13 protein-coding genes are annotated in these 16,855 nt (G+C 55.5%); 3 read left to right on the top strand and 10 right to left on the bottom strand.

The window, feature by feature from the left end:
* Positions 1-255: 255 nt before the first annotated feature.
* The 3 genes from G8770_RS21960 to uvrD form a co-directional block, all read right to left on the bottom strand.
* The gene (locus tag G8770_RS21960) at positions 256-759 is read right to left on the bottom strand and encodes a SixA phosphatase family protein (RefSeq protein ID WP_167192008.1); all 504 of its coding nucleotides are present in this window, start codon (positions 757-759) and stop codon (positions 256-258) included.
* 120 nt (positions 760-879) lie between these two features.
* Positions 880-2,037, bottom strand: coding sequence for a TRAP transporter substrate-binding protein (locus G8770_RS21965; protein ID WP_167192010.1), 1,158 nt, complete (start codon positions 2,035-2,037; stop codon positions 880-882).
* Positions 2,038-2,135: 98 nt separating this feature from the next.
* The gene (uvrD, locus tag G8770_RS21970) at positions 2,136-4,307 is read right to left on the bottom strand and encodes a DNA helicase II (RefSeq protein ID WP_167192012.1); all 2,172 of its coding nucleotides are present in this window, start codon (positions 4,305-4,307) and stop codon (positions 2,136-2,138) included.
* Positions 4,308-4,514: 207 nt separating this feature from the next.
* Here uvrD and hexR point away from each other — a divergent pair, with 207 nt between their 5' ends.
* Positions 4,515-5,378, top strand: coding sequence for a transcriptional regulator HexR (hexR, locus tag G8770_RS21975; RefSeq protein WP_167192014.1), 864 nt, complete (start codon positions 4,515-4,517; stop codon positions 5,376-5,378).
* 568 nt (positions 5,379-5,946) lie between these two features.
* Entirely contained in the window at positions 5,947-6,387 is a 441-nt protein-coding gene (locus G8770_RS21980; RefSeq protein ID WP_167192016.1) for a DUF4870 domain-containing protein, read from the top strand.
* A 29-nt stretch (positions 6,388-6,416) separates the two neighbouring features.
* Here the strand turns inward: G8770_RS21980 and G8770_RS21985 are convergent, their stop codons facing one another.
* Positions 6,417-7,262, bottom strand: a complete 846-nt coding sequence (locus G8770_RS21985; RefSeq protein WP_167192018.1) for a DNA ligase — start codon at positions 7,260-7,262, stop codon at positions 6,417-6,419.
* A gap of 526 nt (positions 7,263-7,788) precedes the next feature.
* Between G8770_RS21985 and G8770_RS21990 the strand changes: the two genes are divergently transcribed.
* The gene (locus G8770_RS21990) at positions 7,789-8,478 is read left to right on the top strand and encodes a DUF3313 family protein (protein ID WP_167192020.1); all 690 of its coding nucleotides are present in this window, start codon (positions 7,789-7,791) and stop codon (positions 8,476-8,478) included.
* A gap of 154 nt (positions 8,479-8,632) precedes the next feature.
* On the opposite strand, the gene G8770_RS21995 is transcribed toward G8770_RS21990, so the two are convergent.
* From G8770_RS21995 to atpD, 6 genes are all read right to left on the bottom strand, one after another.
* Positions 8,633-9,868 (bottom strand): OmpP1/FadL family transporter, encoded by a 1,236-nt coding sequence (locus G8770_RS21995; RefSeq protein ID WP_167192022.1) that lies wholly within the window; start codon positions 9,866-9,868, stop codon positions 8,633-8,635.
* A gap of 154 nt (positions 9,869-10,022) precedes the next feature.
* On the bottom strand, positions 10,023-10,982 hold the full coding sequence (locus G8770_RS22000) for a tyrosine-protein phosphatase (RefSeq protein ID WP_167192024.1): 960 nt from the start codon (positions 10,980-10,982) through the stop codon (positions 10,023-10,025).
* 331 nt (positions 10,983-11,313) lie between these two features.
* Positions 11,314-13,140, bottom strand: a complete 1,827-nt coding sequence (gene glmS / locus G8770_RS22005) for a glutamine--fructose-6-phosphate transaminase (isomerizing) (RefSeq protein WP_167192026.1) — start codon at positions 13,138-13,140, stop codon at positions 11,314-11,316.
* Positions 13,141-13,225: 85 nt separating this feature from the next.
* The gene (glmU, locus tag G8770_RS22010) at positions 13,226-14,587 is read right to left on the bottom strand and encodes a bifunctional UDP-N-acetylglucosamine diphosphorylase/glucosamine-1-phosphate N-acetyltransferase GlmU (protein ID WP_167192028.1); all 1,362 of its coding nucleotides are present in this window, start codon (positions 14,585-14,587) and stop codon (positions 13,226-13,228) included.
* Positions 14,588-14,928: 341 nt separating this feature from the next.
* On the bottom strand, positions 14,929-15,351 hold the full coding sequence (locus tag G8770_RS22015) for a F0F1 ATP synthase subunit epsilon (RefSeq protein ID WP_167192030.1): 423 nt from the start codon (positions 15,349-15,351) through the stop codon (positions 14,929-14,931).
* 87 nt (positions 15,352-15,438) lie between these two features.
* Positions 15,439-16,815: a F0F1 ATP synthase subunit beta gene (gene atpD, locus G8770_RS22020; RefSeq protein ID WP_167192032.1), complete on the bottom strand. Its 1,377-nt coding sequence runs from the start codon at positions 16,813-16,815 to the stop codon at positions 15,439-15,441.
* Positions 16,816-16,855: the final 40 nt, after the last annotated feature.

Below are 16,855 nucleotides of genomic sequence, written 5' to 3' on the forward strand. Positions count from 1 at the left end.
GACCCCAAAAGGGAGCCACCAGGCTCCCTTTTTTATGACTGTTTTTTATGACTGTTTTTTATGACTGTTTTTTATGACGGTTGTTACGATTGTAGTTATGACTGTAGTTATGACTGTTGTGATGGCTGTTGTGATGGCTGTTTTTTTGAACGGGTATAACCGGCAGGCCCCGAAACCCTGTGCGATTAACGCGGCGATAGAGCCATCGGGGCTTCACGCCATGCCCTGCAGGCACAGAGGTTTTCACACAGAGGCTTATTTGAACTGCTTGGGGTAGAGAAAGGCCTTCAATGTCGCCGATCCTGAGGACAAATCCTGCCATCGTGCGCAATCAAGCCACAACTGCACGTACCCACAGGTGGGAATGTTGTCGAGTTCGCTGTCACTGATGAAGTTGCAGAAATCGGTCAGCGCCGGGTTGTGGCCGATGATGGTCACCTCCGTCACGCTGTTCTCCAGCCGATCATCCAGGCCTCGACACCAAGCCAACAGTCGCTGCCCGTCAAAGGTATAGAGGGTCCGATCCACCCTCAACACCGTATCAGCGGCCACAGCCTGGCTGAGGTGTTGCGCCGTGGAGGTCGCCCTTGACGCCGGGCTGCAATACACCGTCTCCAGTTCACAGCCCGCCTTTACTATTTCAGGCGCCATGACCTCGCACGCACGCACTCCGCGCTGACTCAGCGGGCGATCAATGTCGGCCAGGTTCGGCTCTTGCCAACTGGATTTGGCGTGCCGGATCAGGTGAAGCTTTTTCATCCTCGTCCCCTCGGCCGCGGTTGCAACCCCCTGTGCGCGGCCCCTGTGGTGCTGCGCCGGACGACAGCAGCTTGGTCTGCAAAGCCGTTGAGATTATCCGCCAGACCCGCATGTCATCCACTAGTCGCGCATTTCATAATAGGCCTGTTCGGATACCTTGTGGTACTGGGCCACACCGTCCTGAAACGCTTTGTAGGAGTCATAGACGCGCTTAAAGTCGGGGTTTTTGGCCGACTCTTCCCGATAAATTTGCTCGGATATTTTCTCCAGCCTGGCGAGAATGGCTTTGGGAATAGGGCGCACGTCGACCTGATGCCGGTGAATCAACTCTTGCAGCGCCGTATTATTGCGACCGGTAAACTCATCCAGCATGTCCTGGTTGGCCATGCGTGCCGCCGTTTCGACAATGCTTTGCAAGTCTTTGGGCAGCTTGTTGTACGCGTCCTTGTTGACGATCAGCTCGAGGGTCGAGCCGGTTTCGTGCCAGCCGGGGTAATAGTAATACTTGGCCACCTGATAAAACCCGAACGCCAGGTCGTTGTAGGGCCCCACCCACTCGGTGGCATCGATCACACCGGTCTGCAGCGCGGTGTAGAGCTCACCGCCGGGAATGTTCACCGCTGACCCCCCTGCGCGGCTCCACACTTCACCGCCGAGCCCCGGAATGCGCATCTTCAGGCCCTTGATGTCGTCAAAGCTGTTCAACTCCCGGTTAAACCAGCCGGCCATCTGGATCCCGGTGTTGCCCGCCGCAAACGGGATCAGGTTGAACGGGGCATAAATTTCCCGCCACAACTTCATTCCGCCGCCGTAAAACAGCCAGCCATTCATTTCCTGTGCGTTCATGCCAAAGGGAATGGCGGTGAACATTTGGGTGGCGGTGTTTTTCCCTTTCCAGTAATAGGCGGCCCCATGGCCCGCTTCGACACTGCCCGACGACACCGCATCAAACACCCCCAGGGCCGGCACCAGTTCGCCCGCACCATACACTGAAACGGTTAAGCGGCCGTTGCTCATCTCCTTCGCCAGGCGCGCGAAATTGGTGGCCGCCGAGCCCAGACCGGGAAAGTTTTTCGGCCAGGTGGTCACCAGCTTCCAATGGTAAGTGGTTTGATCGGTGCGCACGCCCGCGTCCAGAGTCGAGTGGTGTATGGCACCGTTGCCGTCGGCTGAGCCCTGAATTTTAGACGCCACCAGTGCCCAAAACAGCACCACCACCAGGGCCACCAGGCCAAGAATGATCAGCGGTTGAGAAACGCGTTGTGTATTTTTTGTCATAGTGTTTTCTGTCTTATTGTTATTGCGGTCCTGCAGCTAGTTTCTAGTTTCTCAGCAAGCCTGCCGCGCGCACCCCAGCGTCCAGCAGGCCCCGATGATTAACTCAGGGCCTCGAGCTTGGCGAACTTCAGCACCAGCCACTTCGACCCTTCTTCCTGAAAATTCACCTGCACTCTGGCGCCAGCGCCGTCGCCCTCAAAATGCAGGATGACCCCTTCACCAAAGATCGCGTGCTTGACCCGTTGCCCCAGGTAAAACCCGGTCTCTTCGCCGTCGTCACTCAGGCGCGCGGCGACTTTGGGTCGCTGAAAACTGATCGGCCGGCTGATGGTGTTTTTCACCCGAACTTCAGCAATCAATGGAGAGGGGATTTCTTTGACGAATCGCGAAATCGAATTGTAGTTTTCCTGACCGTGCATGCGCCGGGTTTCGGCGTAGGTGATCACCAGCTGCTCCATCGCCCGGGTAATGCCCACATAACAGAGCCGCCGCTCTTCTTCGAGGCGAGTGGGATCTTCCGCCGACATGCGGTGGGGAAACAGGTTCTCTTCGGCTCCCGCCAGGAACACCAGCGGAAACTCCAGGCCTTTGGCCGAGTGCAGCGTCATCAGTTGCACCGCATCGTCGTGCTCGTCCGCCTGGGCATCACCGGCGTCCAGCGCGGCGGTATCCAGAAACGCATTGAGTTCCGGCGCTTCGGGGTCGTCGTTGACAAACGCGCGACAGGCGTTCACCAGTTCTTCGAGGTTTTCAATGCGCGCCAGGCCTTTCTCGCCTTTTTCCAGCTTGTGGAATTCGTACAGGCCGGAGTGGTGGATCACATGTTCGACGGTTTCACCCAGAGCTTTATTGAGGTTGATCTCGTGCAGCTCATTGACCAGCAGCACAAAGCTGTGCACCGCATTCAAAGCCCGTGCACTCAACCCTTTGTTGGCCACCAATTGCTCGGCGGCCTGCCACAGGGAGCAGCCCTGTTCGCGGGCGAACAGCCGGATATGGTCGACGGTTTTGCCGCCGATACCGCGCGTCGGGGTATTGATCACCCGCTCGAACGCGGCGTCGTCCTGACGACTGGCCATGAGGCGCAAGTACGCCAGCGCGTTGCGGATTTCCAGGCGCTCGTAAAAGCGCTGGCCACCGTAAATTCGGTAGGGCACCGCTTCGCGCAACAAGGCTTCTTCCAGCACCCGCGACTGGGCGTTGGAGCGATAGAGGATGGCGCTGTCACTGCGGCGATTGCCGTCGCGCACCCAGCTTTCAATCCGTTCCACAATGTAGCGGGCTTCATCCTGCTCATTAAACGCCGCGTACAAATTAATCAGCTCACCCTTGTCACCATCGGTGCGCAGGGTTTTGCCCAACCGCCCCTGGTTGTTTTCGATCACCGCGTTGGCGGCATCGAGAATGGTCGCCGTGGAACGATAGTTCTGTTCCAGCCGCACCACTTCGGTGTTGGCAAAATCGTCTTCGTAGCGCTGGATGTTTTCGATCTTGGCGCCGCGCCAGCCATAAATGGACTGATCGTCATCGCCCACCGCCGTCACCTTGCACTGCTTGCCCGCCAGCACCCGCAACCAGGCATACTGGATGGTGTTGGTGTCCTGGAATTCGTCCACCAGAATGTAGGGAAAACGCTCCTGATAATGCGCCAGAATGGCCGGGGAGTTGAGCCACAATTCGTGGGAGCGCAACAACAGCTCACCAAAGTCGACCATGCCGCCGCGACGGCAGGCTTCTTCATACTCCCGGTAGATGCGAATCATGGTGGTGATGTAGGGGTCGCCGGTGACCTGAATATGATCGGGCCGCAGGCCCTCATCTTTTTGGGCATTGATAAACCACTGCGACTGACGCGGCGGCCACTGCTTATCGTCGAGGCCCAGTTGCTGGGAGATGCGTTTGATCAGCCGCAACTGATCGTCACTGTCGAGAATCTGGAAGTTCTGCGGCAAACCCGCTTCCTTCCAGTGCGCCTTGAGCAGGCGGTGGGCAATACCGTGGAAGGTACCCACCCACATGCCTCGTGGGCTGAGACCGAGCAGTTCTTCAATGCGACCGCGCATCTCGCGGGCGGCCTTGTTGGTGAAGGTGACCGAGAGGATGGAATAGGGGGAGACCTGTTCCACCTGGATCAACCAGGCAATACGGTGCACCAACACCCGGGTCTTGCCGCTGCCGGCGCCCGCGAGGATCAGTTGGTTGGTGGGAGCCGCAGTCACCGCCTGGCGCTGGGCATCGTTCAAATTTTCAAGTATTGGGGATACGTCCATACCGGCATTCTACCAAGAAAGGCCTTCAAAAAGCCTTTAAATAACCACTAATTCTGCTTAAAAAAGTCATTGGAATTAGCCACTTAACACCCAACTTCAGCATTCTTGTAACAAAACTACAAAAAAAGAGTGCGTTTACTACATAATTTTTTATACTATTGGCTGCCGGACTCAATACCGATTCACCAGCCTGGAAAACCAATCACAGTGAAGCCTGCCGAACTCACCTTACGCATCAGTGCCGCCCTGGATGTCATGCGCAAATCAGAACGCAAGGTGGCGGATCTGGTGCTGCGTAAACCCGCCGACATCATCCACATGCGCATCGTCGATCTGGCCAAAGAAGCGGAAGTGAGCGAGCCCACTGTGGTGCGCTTTTGCCGCGCCATCGGCTGTGACGGTTTTCAGGATTTCAAACTCAACCTGGCCCAGCAGCTGGCTTCCAGTCCCAGTTTCGGTCAAATCGCCGTCACCGATCAGGATTCGATTGCCGACTTTACCCACAAGGTATTCGATTCCACCATCGATACCTTGTTGCAGGTGCGTGACAATTTGGACCCCAGCCTGCTGGAAGGTGCAGTATCGGCCATTTGTAACGCCAATCGGGTAGAGTTTTACGGCTTTGGGGCCTCCGGCGCCGTTGCCGCAGATGCCCAGCACAAATTTTTCCGCCTGCAGCTGGCCACGGCCGCGCACTCCGATCCGCACATTCAAAACATGTCCGCCATGTCGATGCAACCGGGTGACGTGGTTGTGGCCATCTCCCAAAGCGGCCGCACCAAAGCGCTGCTGCATTCCATGGACATGGTCAAACAGGCCGGGGGCATTGTCATCGCCATCGCCCCGAGTAACACCCCGGTGATCCATAACGCCACCATCTCCATTGAAGTGGATGTGGAAGAGGACATTGAGATCTACACCCCGTTATCGTCACGGATCGCCCACCTGGTGGTCATTGATGTGCTCGCCATTGGCGTCGCCCAGCGCAAGGGGTCTGAACTCCAAGACCATCTCTTCAAGCTCAAACAGGGCTTGCGCTCACTGCGTATTCAGCCCGAGGACAAGCGCTAACAGCGGTTAAGTCAACCTCGACTCCGCCTGGCCAGCCTCTCAATCACCCTGGGCCTGCGCGAACTATACTGAACCCACAGCTCGGCAAAGTTACACCAATACTGGCTTTTTATCCAGTATTGGGGCTCTGTCGTACGCCCGGTGCTGTCGAATGCCCTGAGCGTTTTTGAGGTTCTGGTGCCCGCAAGGGAAGGTGTATGCGCCATCCCGTTAAGCCAGCCACCCCCGAAACTCAACTTAACAACAACGGCCCGCTGCCAACCCAGGCTTGTGGATAACCGGGCAGATATATGGATAACCGGGCAGATGTGAGCAGGCCCGGCAGCCACTGAATCCGGCAGCGCCTTGTAGGAAAGCTGAAATTAGGCCAACATCGTGAGAAGCAGATCCCTCCAACGTGCAGCACGCGCGCTCTGGGTCTGTCCGACCGGATGAGCAGGCATTAATCAGTTACAACGAGGACACATCAATCAGGTACAACGAGGACACATCGCCGAGTACATGAGAAGGATTTTGCCGTAGGCATTCCGCGACCATACCGACAGCCATCAAACGTAAGGATATTGCCATGACTGACACACCGTCCGTACAGCCACCCAACGACAACGATTCACCCAATGAGTCACCCCGCGAATCGGCGGTCAAAAAAACGGGCGCCACAGACCCGGATACCCCAACCCCCCCGGTAGAAATTTCCCAGGACTCCAAAAACATGGCGGTGTTGAACTGGGTCGGTACCTTATTTCTGGGGTTTATCCCCGGCTTGGTGTTGTATCTGGTGCAAAAAGGCGATGCCTATGTCCAGGATCAATCCAAAGAGGCGCTCAACTGGTCCATCACCTTATTGTGTGGCTACGGCATCGCCTTGGTTCTGAGCATTATCGCCATTGGCTTATTGCTGTTCCCGATACTGGGCGTGGTGCATATCGTTTTTTGCATCCTCGGGGTGATAGCGACTCAAAAAGGGGAAAAGTTTCGCGTCCCCTATGCGCTTCGTTTGATCAAATAAACCGCCGCGGCCAGTGCCAGGGGCGGCCTTCAATCGTCCCGAACCCGCAAAAAACGGGCAAAACGCGGGATTCCCCGCTGGGTGAAGCCGTTGTATTGGTAGGTAATCACGCTGCCAGTCGGCGGCGGCTGGCGGCGCTGCTGATCACTGAAACCGGAACCGATGCGAAAGCGCTGGCCAGTGGGCATCTCCACCACCACGGCACCCAACATTCCGGTGTACTTGCCCTTGCCGGGCAGGTGCTCAATCACCACCGCCTCTGCGTCCTGACTGGGTTTGAGTTTGATCAGATCCTCACTTCGTCCGGCACGGTATTCGGCCGCGCCCCGGTGTAGCATCAGCCCCTCGGCGCCTTGTGCCACATACTCCGCCAGCAGGTCCAGTAACTGAGCCTCATCCGCCACGCGGAATTGAGGCACTGCCCGCAGCCACGGCACTCCGGCGTCCGACACGGTTTGCTGCAGACGCGGCAGGCGCAGGTCAAAGGCGCCGGACGCGGTCGGCAGGTCAAATACCTGATACGTGACTTGCCGCCAGCCGTCATGGGGCTGTTGCTGACGGACAACCGATACCAGCGCCTGAAAGCGTTGCCGTCCCAGCCACAGCTCGCCGTCCAGTGGAGTGGGGGGGAAATCCTCCGTGAACCAGGCGGGTGCCACGTACACATTGCCCTGGCGGGACAGCAGCTGCTGGCCGTTCCAATAGGCGCGAACCCCGTCGTACTTTTCACTGACCCAGTATTCGGAAACCTGCACTCCGGAAGCATAACTGGTCGCCAGCAACAGATCGGGAGCGGCCGCCAGGACAGCCGCCCCTCCCTGAATCACTGCAATCAATAACGCCGTGCACACTGCACCAGCCTGTCGTAATCCCATGGCATCCTCCCTGATGTCCGCTTCGTTAGTTTCGGCCCCTCAGGGTTTCCGATCCCTGAAACCCCGTTGCGTCAGCCATCTTCATTTTTACTTAAAACACGTAAGGTGCTTAAAGAACTTAAAGTGCTTACAGATCTTAAAAGGGGGTTAACGCTTTTCACCGCTAGAGCCCCCTGGCAGAAAGCCGGTGCCAAGCCAGTCAGTCAATCAATCAATCAATCAATCTGCTAAGTGTGTGTTTGCGATTGTGACAAAAATCAACACCGCCTTCAGTGTGTCGCAGCCATTAATATCAACAACTTTATCCACAGGCGTGGCAAACTCCGTCAAAGGTATGAGGCGCCGATTGATTAATACAGCAACGTGTACTAAAACTTTTAGAGTTATTCCTGCAATTCATAATTGTACCGTCCAACCAACGATTTCCCCGAAGCTTTCATCGCCCCGGGGATCCAGCTGCGTTGATTCGCGTCGTATCATCAACGGGTACGACTTGTGTAATGGCCTTGTGTAATGGAGAGATACCATGCGTCTTGGAAAAAGGCTGTGTGCCGCCTCGATCAGTTCCGCCCTGGCGGTATTAGCCGGTTGTACCACGCCACCACCACCGACCTATGACGGCTTAACCCTGGTGCCGGACACCAAGTTTTCGACGGTTTACGTGAAACCGAATGCTGACATTACCCCCTACACCACCGTGGTGATTGATGACTGTGAAGTGTCTTTCCGCAAAAACTGGCTGCGAGATCAGAACAGCAGCCGGATGGATTTAACCAACCGGGTCACCCAGACGGACGTGGAGCGCATCAAAACCAAGCTCGGCGAAGCCTGTAAAGCGCATTTCAAACAAGCGATGGTCGACAACCCCCACTACACGGTGTCCGATTCCCCCATCACCGGCGCCGCCACGTTGCTGTTAACACCCGCCATTATTAATCTGGACATTAATGCACCCGACGTCATGCGTGCAGGCATGAACCGGACCTATACCACCTCAACGGGTGAAATGACGCTGCTGCTCGAAGCTGCTGACGCCACCACCAATGAACTCATGGCCCGGGTGATTGATCGTGCCAGAGACATCAACAACAACACCCTGCAGTGGACCAACAGTGTCACCAACAAAGCGGAAGCCGACCGGGTATTGCGACGCTGGGCAAAAAAACTGAGCGATGGTCTGGATGAAGCGCGAAAATCCCAATCCTCCGCCCTGTAGCGATAAAGCCCACCGACGGGTAAATTCGACAGCCGAGATTCTGCGAGTTCACCGTCTGGGCAGTACAGACACATAAAAAATCCGGATGAGACAAGTCATCCGGCTTTTTTATTGACGCTTTGCGGGTTCGATTTCGCTACAAAACAGCTCTGTGTCAGTACATCCAGCTGAAACTGAAACCCAGCTGGTAAAGAGCGGCGGTATCGTATTCTCCGCGCCAAGTGGCCGCGTTAATTTTATTGCTGCCCAAATCGGTGTAATTGGCATAGGCCGCCAACTTCCAACTGGTGTCCGGTTGATACTCCAGGCCCGCCGCTGCTTTGACCTGACGGTCGAGGGGTAGATCCGCGGTGCGATAGTCCGCATCAATCGGGTTGGTGTCGTAAGAGACGCCACTGGTCATCTTCAAGTGATCGCTGAGCTGATACTGGAAACCCAACGCGGTGTGCGTGGTATCGCGGGATTTTTTTTGCAGTCCGCCGCTGACAATCTGGGTGGACACAAACACCTGGTCCAGCGCACTCCAGTCATCCCAGCCCAGGGTAAACTCCAGAGACAGCCGTTCATTCAGTTGATGGTGGACTCCCAAACGCACTTTCTGCGCCATCACCAATTCGGTATTCGTTTCTATCGACAGCGGGGTGCCCTTCAATTCCAGATCACCGGAATAATCAGGGTCCAGCTCACTTTGATAGTTGATGCCCAGACGCGTAGTGTCCGACAGTTCGTAGAGCACACCCAGGGTGTAACCACCATCCACATCGGTGCCGTCGAGCGCAACCCGCCCGGCTTTACCGCTGGCCGGCAGCGGTGGTGTCCGCAACTCAACATTCAGCGACGCCGCGTAAATTTGAAAGGATCCACCGACCGACAACCGGTCGCTAATCCGATAAGCAATCGTGGGCGCCAGCGCCGCGATCATCAGACTGCTTTCGGTGGCCTGGTAGCGTCCCACCCAACCGTCATCGTATTCAAGGCCATTGCCCGCCAAACCGCTGAAGTAAATCCCCATGTCCCAACGCTCACTGTCCACGTCCGACACATAGAACACTCCCCCCGACGGTGAAAACACTCCGGCATCACCGCCGTTACCACCGCCCGGGCCTGACGCCGAGCCACGCTCCTGGGAGAACTTCAGTGACGGTTGCAGAGCCGCTGCAGTGACGGACAGCTGGCTGCCTTTGAGGCGGGTCATACTGGCAGGGTTGTGGAGCATGGTCGAGGCATCGTCCACCCCGGCGGCGGCGCCGGCAGAGGCGCGACCGCCGGAGAAATCACCGTATTCATTCAGCCACAAACCACCGGCGAAAGCCTGACTGACCGGTAAACACCCGGCCAGGGTGAAGATCGCGCAAGCGCTGGTAAATCCTGCTCTTCGACACAACAGCATAACCACCTCTTCTATCGCCGAATAAACAACCTGTTCACTCAGTTATAGAAAGGATTGGGGGTTACGCAACCGCAGGGAGGGAAATAGACACCTGAAGCCACAAGTTGGCTTCAGGTTGGTCCGCACCAGAAAGGGCAGGGGACGTCGGTACGGCTTACTCGGCGGCAGGCTGTAAAAAGTTTTTACGCAACTGCTGCAGCTCCTGATCGTCGACGTCCAGCTCCTGCTGAATATAAGCCAGCACCGAGCCCGACTGCTGTTCCATGCTGTCAATGGCGGCCTTGATGTAAGACTCTCTCCCCCCCTTCACCGGCTTCAACACTTCCGGCGGGATACGCTTGAACATGGCCATCATGGCCTGCTGCTTGGCGTCCCCGTCTTCGGCCTTGGGCGAGATGAAGCTCGTCGGGTGCTGCTGGTAATAGAGATCGCTGAGCATAAAGTCATTGATCACGGTTTCACGGTCCACACCGAGGGCGGTCAAAATCAACACTGCGGCAATGCCGGTGCGATCCTTACCCGCGGTGCAATTGAACACCAGCGCACCATCGTTTTGAATCAGTCGATCAAACATGGCGCGGTAATGGGGTTGCTGACTTAGCAGAATATCCGGATACATCAGCGCCATGGCGGCCTCCACTTTCTCGGCATTCAGCTCCGGCTGGCGAAAGACCTCGGCAAAGGTCCCCCCGGCACCCATGTCCATGTCGTAATCCCAGCTCAGCACCCGGGCATTATCCACTGACCACTCAGTCGGCTCGCTGTGTCGCTCATCGGCGCTGCGGAAATCCACAATGGTGGCCACATCAAAGGTGTCGAGTAGCTGATAATTCTGTTCGGTCAGTGCGGTCATGGCACCGCTGCAAAACAGCTTGCCCCAGCGTACCTGCTGGCCATTCTGCGTCGAATAACCGCCCAGGTCGCGGAAGTTTCGTCCGCCTTCCAGCGGCAGCCAACGGGCCGCCGACGTCGCCACGGCTATGGCCACCGGCTGCTGTGGAGCACTGGCCTGCCACTGCAGTTGATAGGTGTGGTTTTGCTCATCGTAACTCACGCTGAGCGGCTCAATGTTGTTGACCGCAGGGGTAGAGGTTTCACAGGCGCTCAGCCGCACTGCAGGACCAGTACGAAGCTTACAAGAATGAAGGGGCTGCCATGGCTTAAGCCGACTCATTGTACGAAGCGGAAGATTGGCCGGTGTTTGTCGACCATGGCAGGCGCATCCTGCCCCTGATCAGAGCCCCTAAAAACCGTCGGAGACAGCTGTTACAACTGCAGGCCCTTGAGCCACTTGACGGAAACAACCGAGATTCTGTGATGAAGGAGTGCTGTGACTGCCAGTCGATCGACAGCCCTAGCGCCAGGGCCTTAAGCGATGAAATAAACCTCCTCACGAGCGCCGGATCATGCGCGAGTGAGGATCGATCATGGCCCCGGTCATTGACTTATTCTACGGTCACGGATTTGGCCAGGTTGCGCGGCTGATCGACATCGGTGCCTTTAAGCACGGCGACGTGGTAGGACAGCAACTGCAAGGGCAGGGTGTAAATGATCGGCGCAATGTTCAAGGGCACGTGTGGCAAGCTCAGCACGGTGGTACCGTGATCGTTGCTAAAGCCGGATTTGGCATCGGCAAAAACAAACAGCTTGCCGCCCCGGGCCTGAACTTCCTCCAGGTTGGATTTCAGTTTTTCCAGCAGCTCATCATTCGGCGCCACCGCCACCACCGGCATGTCGCTGTCCACCAGAGCCAGCGGACCGTGCTTTAATTCACCGGCGGGGTAAGCTTCGGCGTGAATGTAAGAAATTTCTTTCAGCTTCAGGGCACCTTCCAGAGCCACCGGGAATTGCACTCCCCGGCCGAGGAACAACGCGTGATTTTTTTCCGAAAACGCTTCACTCATCTGCTGAATGGGCCCGTCCAGGTCCAGCACCTGTTTGCACAGCTCGGGCAATTGCAACAGACCGGCCACCAGCTCCGATTCCTTTTCGGCCGACAGACAACCGCGGCGTCCGAGGGCAATCACCAGTAACTGCAAAGCCACCAACTGGGTGGTAAAGGCTTTGGTGGAGGCCACCCCGATCTCGGGTCCCGCCAGGGTCATCAACCGCAAATCCGATTCCCGCACCAGCGAGCTGTTGGCCACATTGCACACCGTAAGGCTGGCCAGATAGCCCGATTCTTTACTGCTGCGCAACGCTGCCAGCGTGTCGGCGGTTTCACCGGATTGAGAAATGGTGACAAACAATGTGTTGGGGCGCACTACGGTTTTGCGGTAGCGGTATTCACTGGCCACTTCCACGGCGCAGGGCAATCCGGCCCAGTCTTCAAACCAATACTTGGCGATCATCCCGGCGTGATAACTGGTACCACAAGCCAGGATTTGAATCGCCTCCACCTGATCAAAAATGGCTTTGGCCTCGGTACCAAACGCCTCTTCCAGCACACCGGTTTTGCTGACGCGGCCCTGCAAGGTATTTTGCAACACCGTGGCCTGCTCATAGATTTCCTTGAGCATGTAGTGACGGTATTCACCTTTATCCGCCGACTCTTCAGCGTCGGTCAATTGCACCACGTCGCGCTCAACGCTGTGGCCGTTGATATCGAATATATCGATGCGGTCGGCGGTAATCTCAGCCAGATCACCTTCATCCAGAAACACAAAGCGGTCGGTTACCTGACGCAGAGCCAACTGGTCAGAAGCAATAAAGTTTTCATCAATGCCCACACCCAACACCAGTGGACTGCCACTGCGGGCGCACACAATCAGATCCGGTTCTTTGGTGGACACCACACCCAAAGCATAGGCGCCATCGAAATGCGTAATGGCCTGACGCAGTGTCTCTTTCAGACTGCCGCTCTGCTCATAGAGGCTGTGGATTAAATGTGCCACCACTTCGGTATCGGTTTGCGACAAAAATTCATAACCTTTGCCCTGCAATTGCGCGCGCAATTGGGCGTGATTTTCAATGATGCCATTGTGCACCACCGCTATATGATCCGACGTGTGCGGATGAGCATTGACTTCAGAAGGTTTGCCGTGGGTTGCCCAGCGAGTGTGGGCAATGCCCACCCCCCCGTGCACCGGGTTGGCGATGCATTTTTCTTCCAGCTCGGACACCTTGCCCAGGGCTTTGCGCAATACCAGCTGGTCCTCGGACACCACGGCAATACCGGCAGAGTCATAGCCGCGGTATTCCAGTCGTTTAAGCCCTTCCACAAGAATTTTTGTGACATTACGCTGGGCAACAGCACCGACAATTCCACACATAATTTTGGTCCATTTACTTCTGGTCAGTTTGACTGACGGAGTCATTCACATAAAATTTAAACGTTCTTGTTCAGCCGCTTGTGCATCACTGTTTTTTAGTGGGTCGCTTCCAGCCCTGAATATTGCGCTGCTTGCCTCTGGCCACGCCCAATTCGTGCTCACCCACGTTGCTGGAGATGGTCGAACCGGCACCGACCGTGGCGCCTGCGCCAATATCCACCGGCGCCACCAAACTGGTGTTAGAGCCGATAAACGCCCCGTCACCAATCCGGGTCTTGGACTTATTCACACCGTCATAGTTACAAGTGATGGTACCCGCACCCACGTTGACCGCATCGCCGATTTCAGTGTCACCAATATAGGATAGATGATTTACCTTCGAGCCTTTGCCAATCACGGCTTTTTTGGTTTCGACAAAATTCCCCAGCTTGGCACCCGCCGCCAGCACTGTCCCCGGACGAACACGGGCATAGGGACCAATATCGCAGGCTTCACCCACCACGGCATCTTCCAGCATGGTGTTGGGCTTGATAACCGTGCCGTCGGCCACCGTGGTGTTGATCAAACAGCAATTGGAGCCCACGGTGACATTGTTTCCCAAGGTCACCTGGCCCTCAAATACACAGTTCACATCAATGGTGACATCGTGCCCAACGGCCAACTCGCCCCGACAATCAAAGCGAGCGGGGTCCAGCAGGGTCACGCCCTCATCCATCAGGCGCTCAGCCTGGCGCTGTTGATAGAAACGTTCCAGCTGTGCCTGTTGCTGGCGGTTATTCACACCCAGTACTTCGTTCTCACTGGCCGGGTGCTCTGTGACAATGAACTTGCCTTCCCCCTGCGCCATGGCAATGATATCGGTCAGGTAATACTCGCCCTGAGCATTATCGTTCGACAGGGCGGGTAACCAGCGCATCAAATCATCCGCACGCGCCGCAATGACACCGGTATTGCCTTCGGTAATTTCGAGCTGCTCTTTACTGGCATCTTTTTGCTCAACGATGGAGGTCACCCGGCCTTGCTCATCGCGGACAATACGCCCATATCCGGTCGGATCCGATAGCTCGACGGTCAACAGACCCAGGGTCTCATCGGTCACGGAATCAATCAACCTGGCCAGTGTAGAACTTTGAATCAGCGGTACATCGCCATAGAGAATCAAAGCCACCGCGCCAGGGCGCAGGTTTGGCAGGGCCTGCTGGACCGCATGGCCGGTTCCCAACTGCTCATCCTGTTGCACAAAACAAACATCGGCCGCTTCAAAGCGGGTGGCCACCAGTTCACTGCCGTGTCCGATCACCACATTCATCTGCGAGCTGCCCAGTGCGCGGGCACAATCGAGCACGTGCCCCAGCATCGGTTTACCCGCAACCGGGTGTAACACTTTCGGTAAAGCGGACTTCATGCGGGTACCTTTACCCGCAGCAAGAATCACAATATCTAACATCGATGAGGATACCCCTATGATTTAACGACTTTTCCGGGTTCTGATTTGTCTCGGGTTCTGACTGTATTTTTGGGATTTAACTGTGTTTTTGGGATTTAACTGCGTTTATTGGCATCAACAGCTGATCTCCGGTGGTCTCAGTAAATGCGGTCGAGCGAAACTCGCACGAGTCAGTATGGGCCTGCTGGCTCAAGCTCCGATGGAGGCTCTGGTTAAAGCTCTGGTTGAAGCTCTGTTTAACTACCGCCTCCAGCGCCAAAAAATGCCCATAAAAAAAGGGTAGCTTAATGCTACCCTTTTTGCTTACTGCTTGCTGTACCAGCAACCACGTTTTAGACCGGTTAACCGGACTTTTTACGCAATGCCTGAATGGTACGCAGGCGCGCAGCGGCTTCAGCCAGCTGAGTGGCAGCACGGGTGTAATCAAAGTCACCACTTTGATTGGCCAGTGCCTGCTCAGCCTCACGCTTGGCTTCAAGAGCGGCTGCTTCGTCCATATCACCAGCACGCAGAGCTGTATCCGCCAGAATGCTTACCTGATACGGCTGAGCCTCCAGATAACCACCGGATACGAAATATACCTCTTCTTCGCCGTTCTGTTTGATAACACGAACAGGGCCTGGCTTCAAACCGGTTAACAGCGGCGCATGGCCATAGGAGATACCGACATCCCCCTCGGACCCTGCTGCGATAACCATTTCCACCAAACCGGAAAAGATCTCTTCTTCTGCGCTAACGATGTCACAATGAACAGTCATAGCCATATTTTACGCCTCTTTCTAGGTTGTGGGTAACTTAAAGTTACCCACAACCTGACTTAGCCAGCCGTTAATTAAGCTAACTGAAAAGCCTTACAGCTTTTTAGCTTTCTCAACAGCTTCATCGATACCGCCAACCATGTAGAAAGCTTGCTCTGGCAGATCGTCGTAGTCGCCTTTCAAAATACCGCTGAAACCAGCCAGGGTATCTTTCAAAGAAACGTATTTACCAGGTGAACCGGTAAAGACTTCAGCTACGTGGAAAGGTTGAGACAAGAAACGCTCAATTTTACGAGCGCGAGATACAGTTTGCTTGTCTTCTTCTGACAGCTCGTCCATACCCAGAATCGCAATAATGTCTTTCAGCTCTTTGTAACGCTGCAAAACAGTTTGCACACCACGGGCGATAGAGTAGTGCTCTTCACCAATAATGAGTGGGTCCAGCTGACGAGAAGTGGAGTCCAGCGGGTCAATCGCAGGGTAGATACCCTTGGAAGCGATGTCCCGGCTCAGTACAACGGTGGAATCCAAGTGAGCAAAGGTGGTTGCAGGTGACGGGTCAGTCAAGTCATCCGCAGGTACGTATACGGCCTGAACCGAGGTAATAGAACCGGTCTTGGTCGAAGTAATACGCTCTTGCAGTACACCCATCTCTTCAGCCAAAGTGGGCTGATAACCTACCGCTGAAGGCATACGACCCAGCAGTGCAGATACTTCGGTACCCGCCAAGGTGTAACGGTAGATGTTGTCAACGAACAACAGTACGTCTTTACCTTCGTCACGGAACTTCTCAGCCATAGTCAGGCCAGTCAGTGCCACACGCAGACGGTTTCCGGGGGGCTCATTCATCTGACCGTAAACCATGGCAACTTTGTCCAGTACATTGGACTCTTCCATCTCGTAGTAGAAGTCGTTACCTTCACGAGTACGCTCACCAACACCCGCAAATACAGACAGACCACTGTGGGCCTTGGCGATGTTGTTGATCAGCTCCATCATGTTTACGGTTTTACCAACACCGGCACCACCGAACAGTCCGACCTTACCACCTTTGGCGAAAGGACAAACCAGGTCGATAACTTTAATGCCGGTTTCCAGCAGGTCTTCAGACGCTGCCAGTTCGTCGTAGGCTGGGGCTTTACGGTGGATAGCTGCACGAGTTTTCTCACCGATAGGACCAGCCTCATCGATGGGGTTACCCAATACATCCATAATACGACCCAAAGTTTCTGCACCGACAGGTACTGAAATAGGGGCGTTGGTGTTCTCGACGGTCAAGCCACGGCTTACACCTTCGGAAGAACCCATTGCGATTGCGCGCACCATGCCGTCACCTAACTGCTGCTGAACTTCAAGGGTCAAACCCTTCTCAGTTACAGTCAAGGCGTCATATACCTTAGGTACGGAGTCACGAGGGAATTCCACGTCGATAACGGCACCAATAATTTGTACGATACGTCCGCTACTCATTTCCGGATCCTCAATTACAAAAGTTTGAATTCAAATTCTG

Origin of the sequence: Pseudomaricurvus hydrocarbonicus (assembly GCF_011602365.1) — a bacterium.
Lineage (GTDB): Bacteria > Pseudomonadota > Gammaproteobacteria > Pseudomonadales > Cellvibrionaceae > Pseudomaricurvus > Pseudomaricurvus hydrocarbonicus.

Bases quoted from the DNA above. Each gene is read 5' to 3' on its own strand.
- G8770_RS21985 (WP_167192018.1), bottom strand. From the start codon at position 7,262: ATGGGATTACGACAGGCTGGTGCAGTGTGCACGGCGTTATTGATTGCA.
- G8770_RS22015 (WP_167192030.1), bottom strand. From the start codon at position 15,351: ATGGCTATGACTGTTCATTGTGACATCGTTAGCGCAGAAGAAGAGATC.
- glmS (WP_167192026.1), bottom strand. From the start codon at position 13,140: ATGTGTGGAATTGTCGGTGCTGTTGCCCAGCGTAATGTCACAAAAATT.
- uvrD (WP_167192012.1), bottom strand. From the start codon at position 4,307: ATGGACGTATCCCCAATACTTGAAAATTTGAACGATGCCCAGCGCCAG.
- G8770_RS21965 (WP_167192010.1), bottom strand. From the start codon at position 2,037: ATGACAAAAAATACACAACGCGTTTCTCAACCGCTGATCATTCTTGGC.
- atpD (WP_167192032.1), bottom strand. From the start codon at position 16,815: ATGAGTAGCGGACGTATCGTACAAATTATTGGTGCCGTTATCGACGTG.
- G8770_RS21990 (WP_167192020.1), top strand. From the start codon at position 7,789: ATGCGTCTTGGAAAAAGGCTGTGTGCCGCCTCGATCAGTTCCGCCCTG.
- G8770_RS21980 (WP_167192016.1), top strand. From the start codon at position 5,947: ATGACTGACACACCGTCCGTACAGCCACCCAACGACAACGATTCACCC.
- glmU (WP_167192028.1), bottom strand. From the start codon at position 14,587: ATGTTAGATATTGTGATTCTTGCTGCGGGTAAAGGTACCCGCATGAAG.
- G8770_RS21995 (WP_167192022.1), bottom strand. From the start codon at position 9,868: ATGCTGTTGTGTCGAAGAGCAGGATTTACCAGCGCTTGCGCGATCTTC.
- G8770_RS21960 (WP_167192008.1), bottom strand. From the start codon at position 759: ATGAAAAAGCTTCACCTGATCCGGCACGCCAAATCCAGTTGGCAAGAG.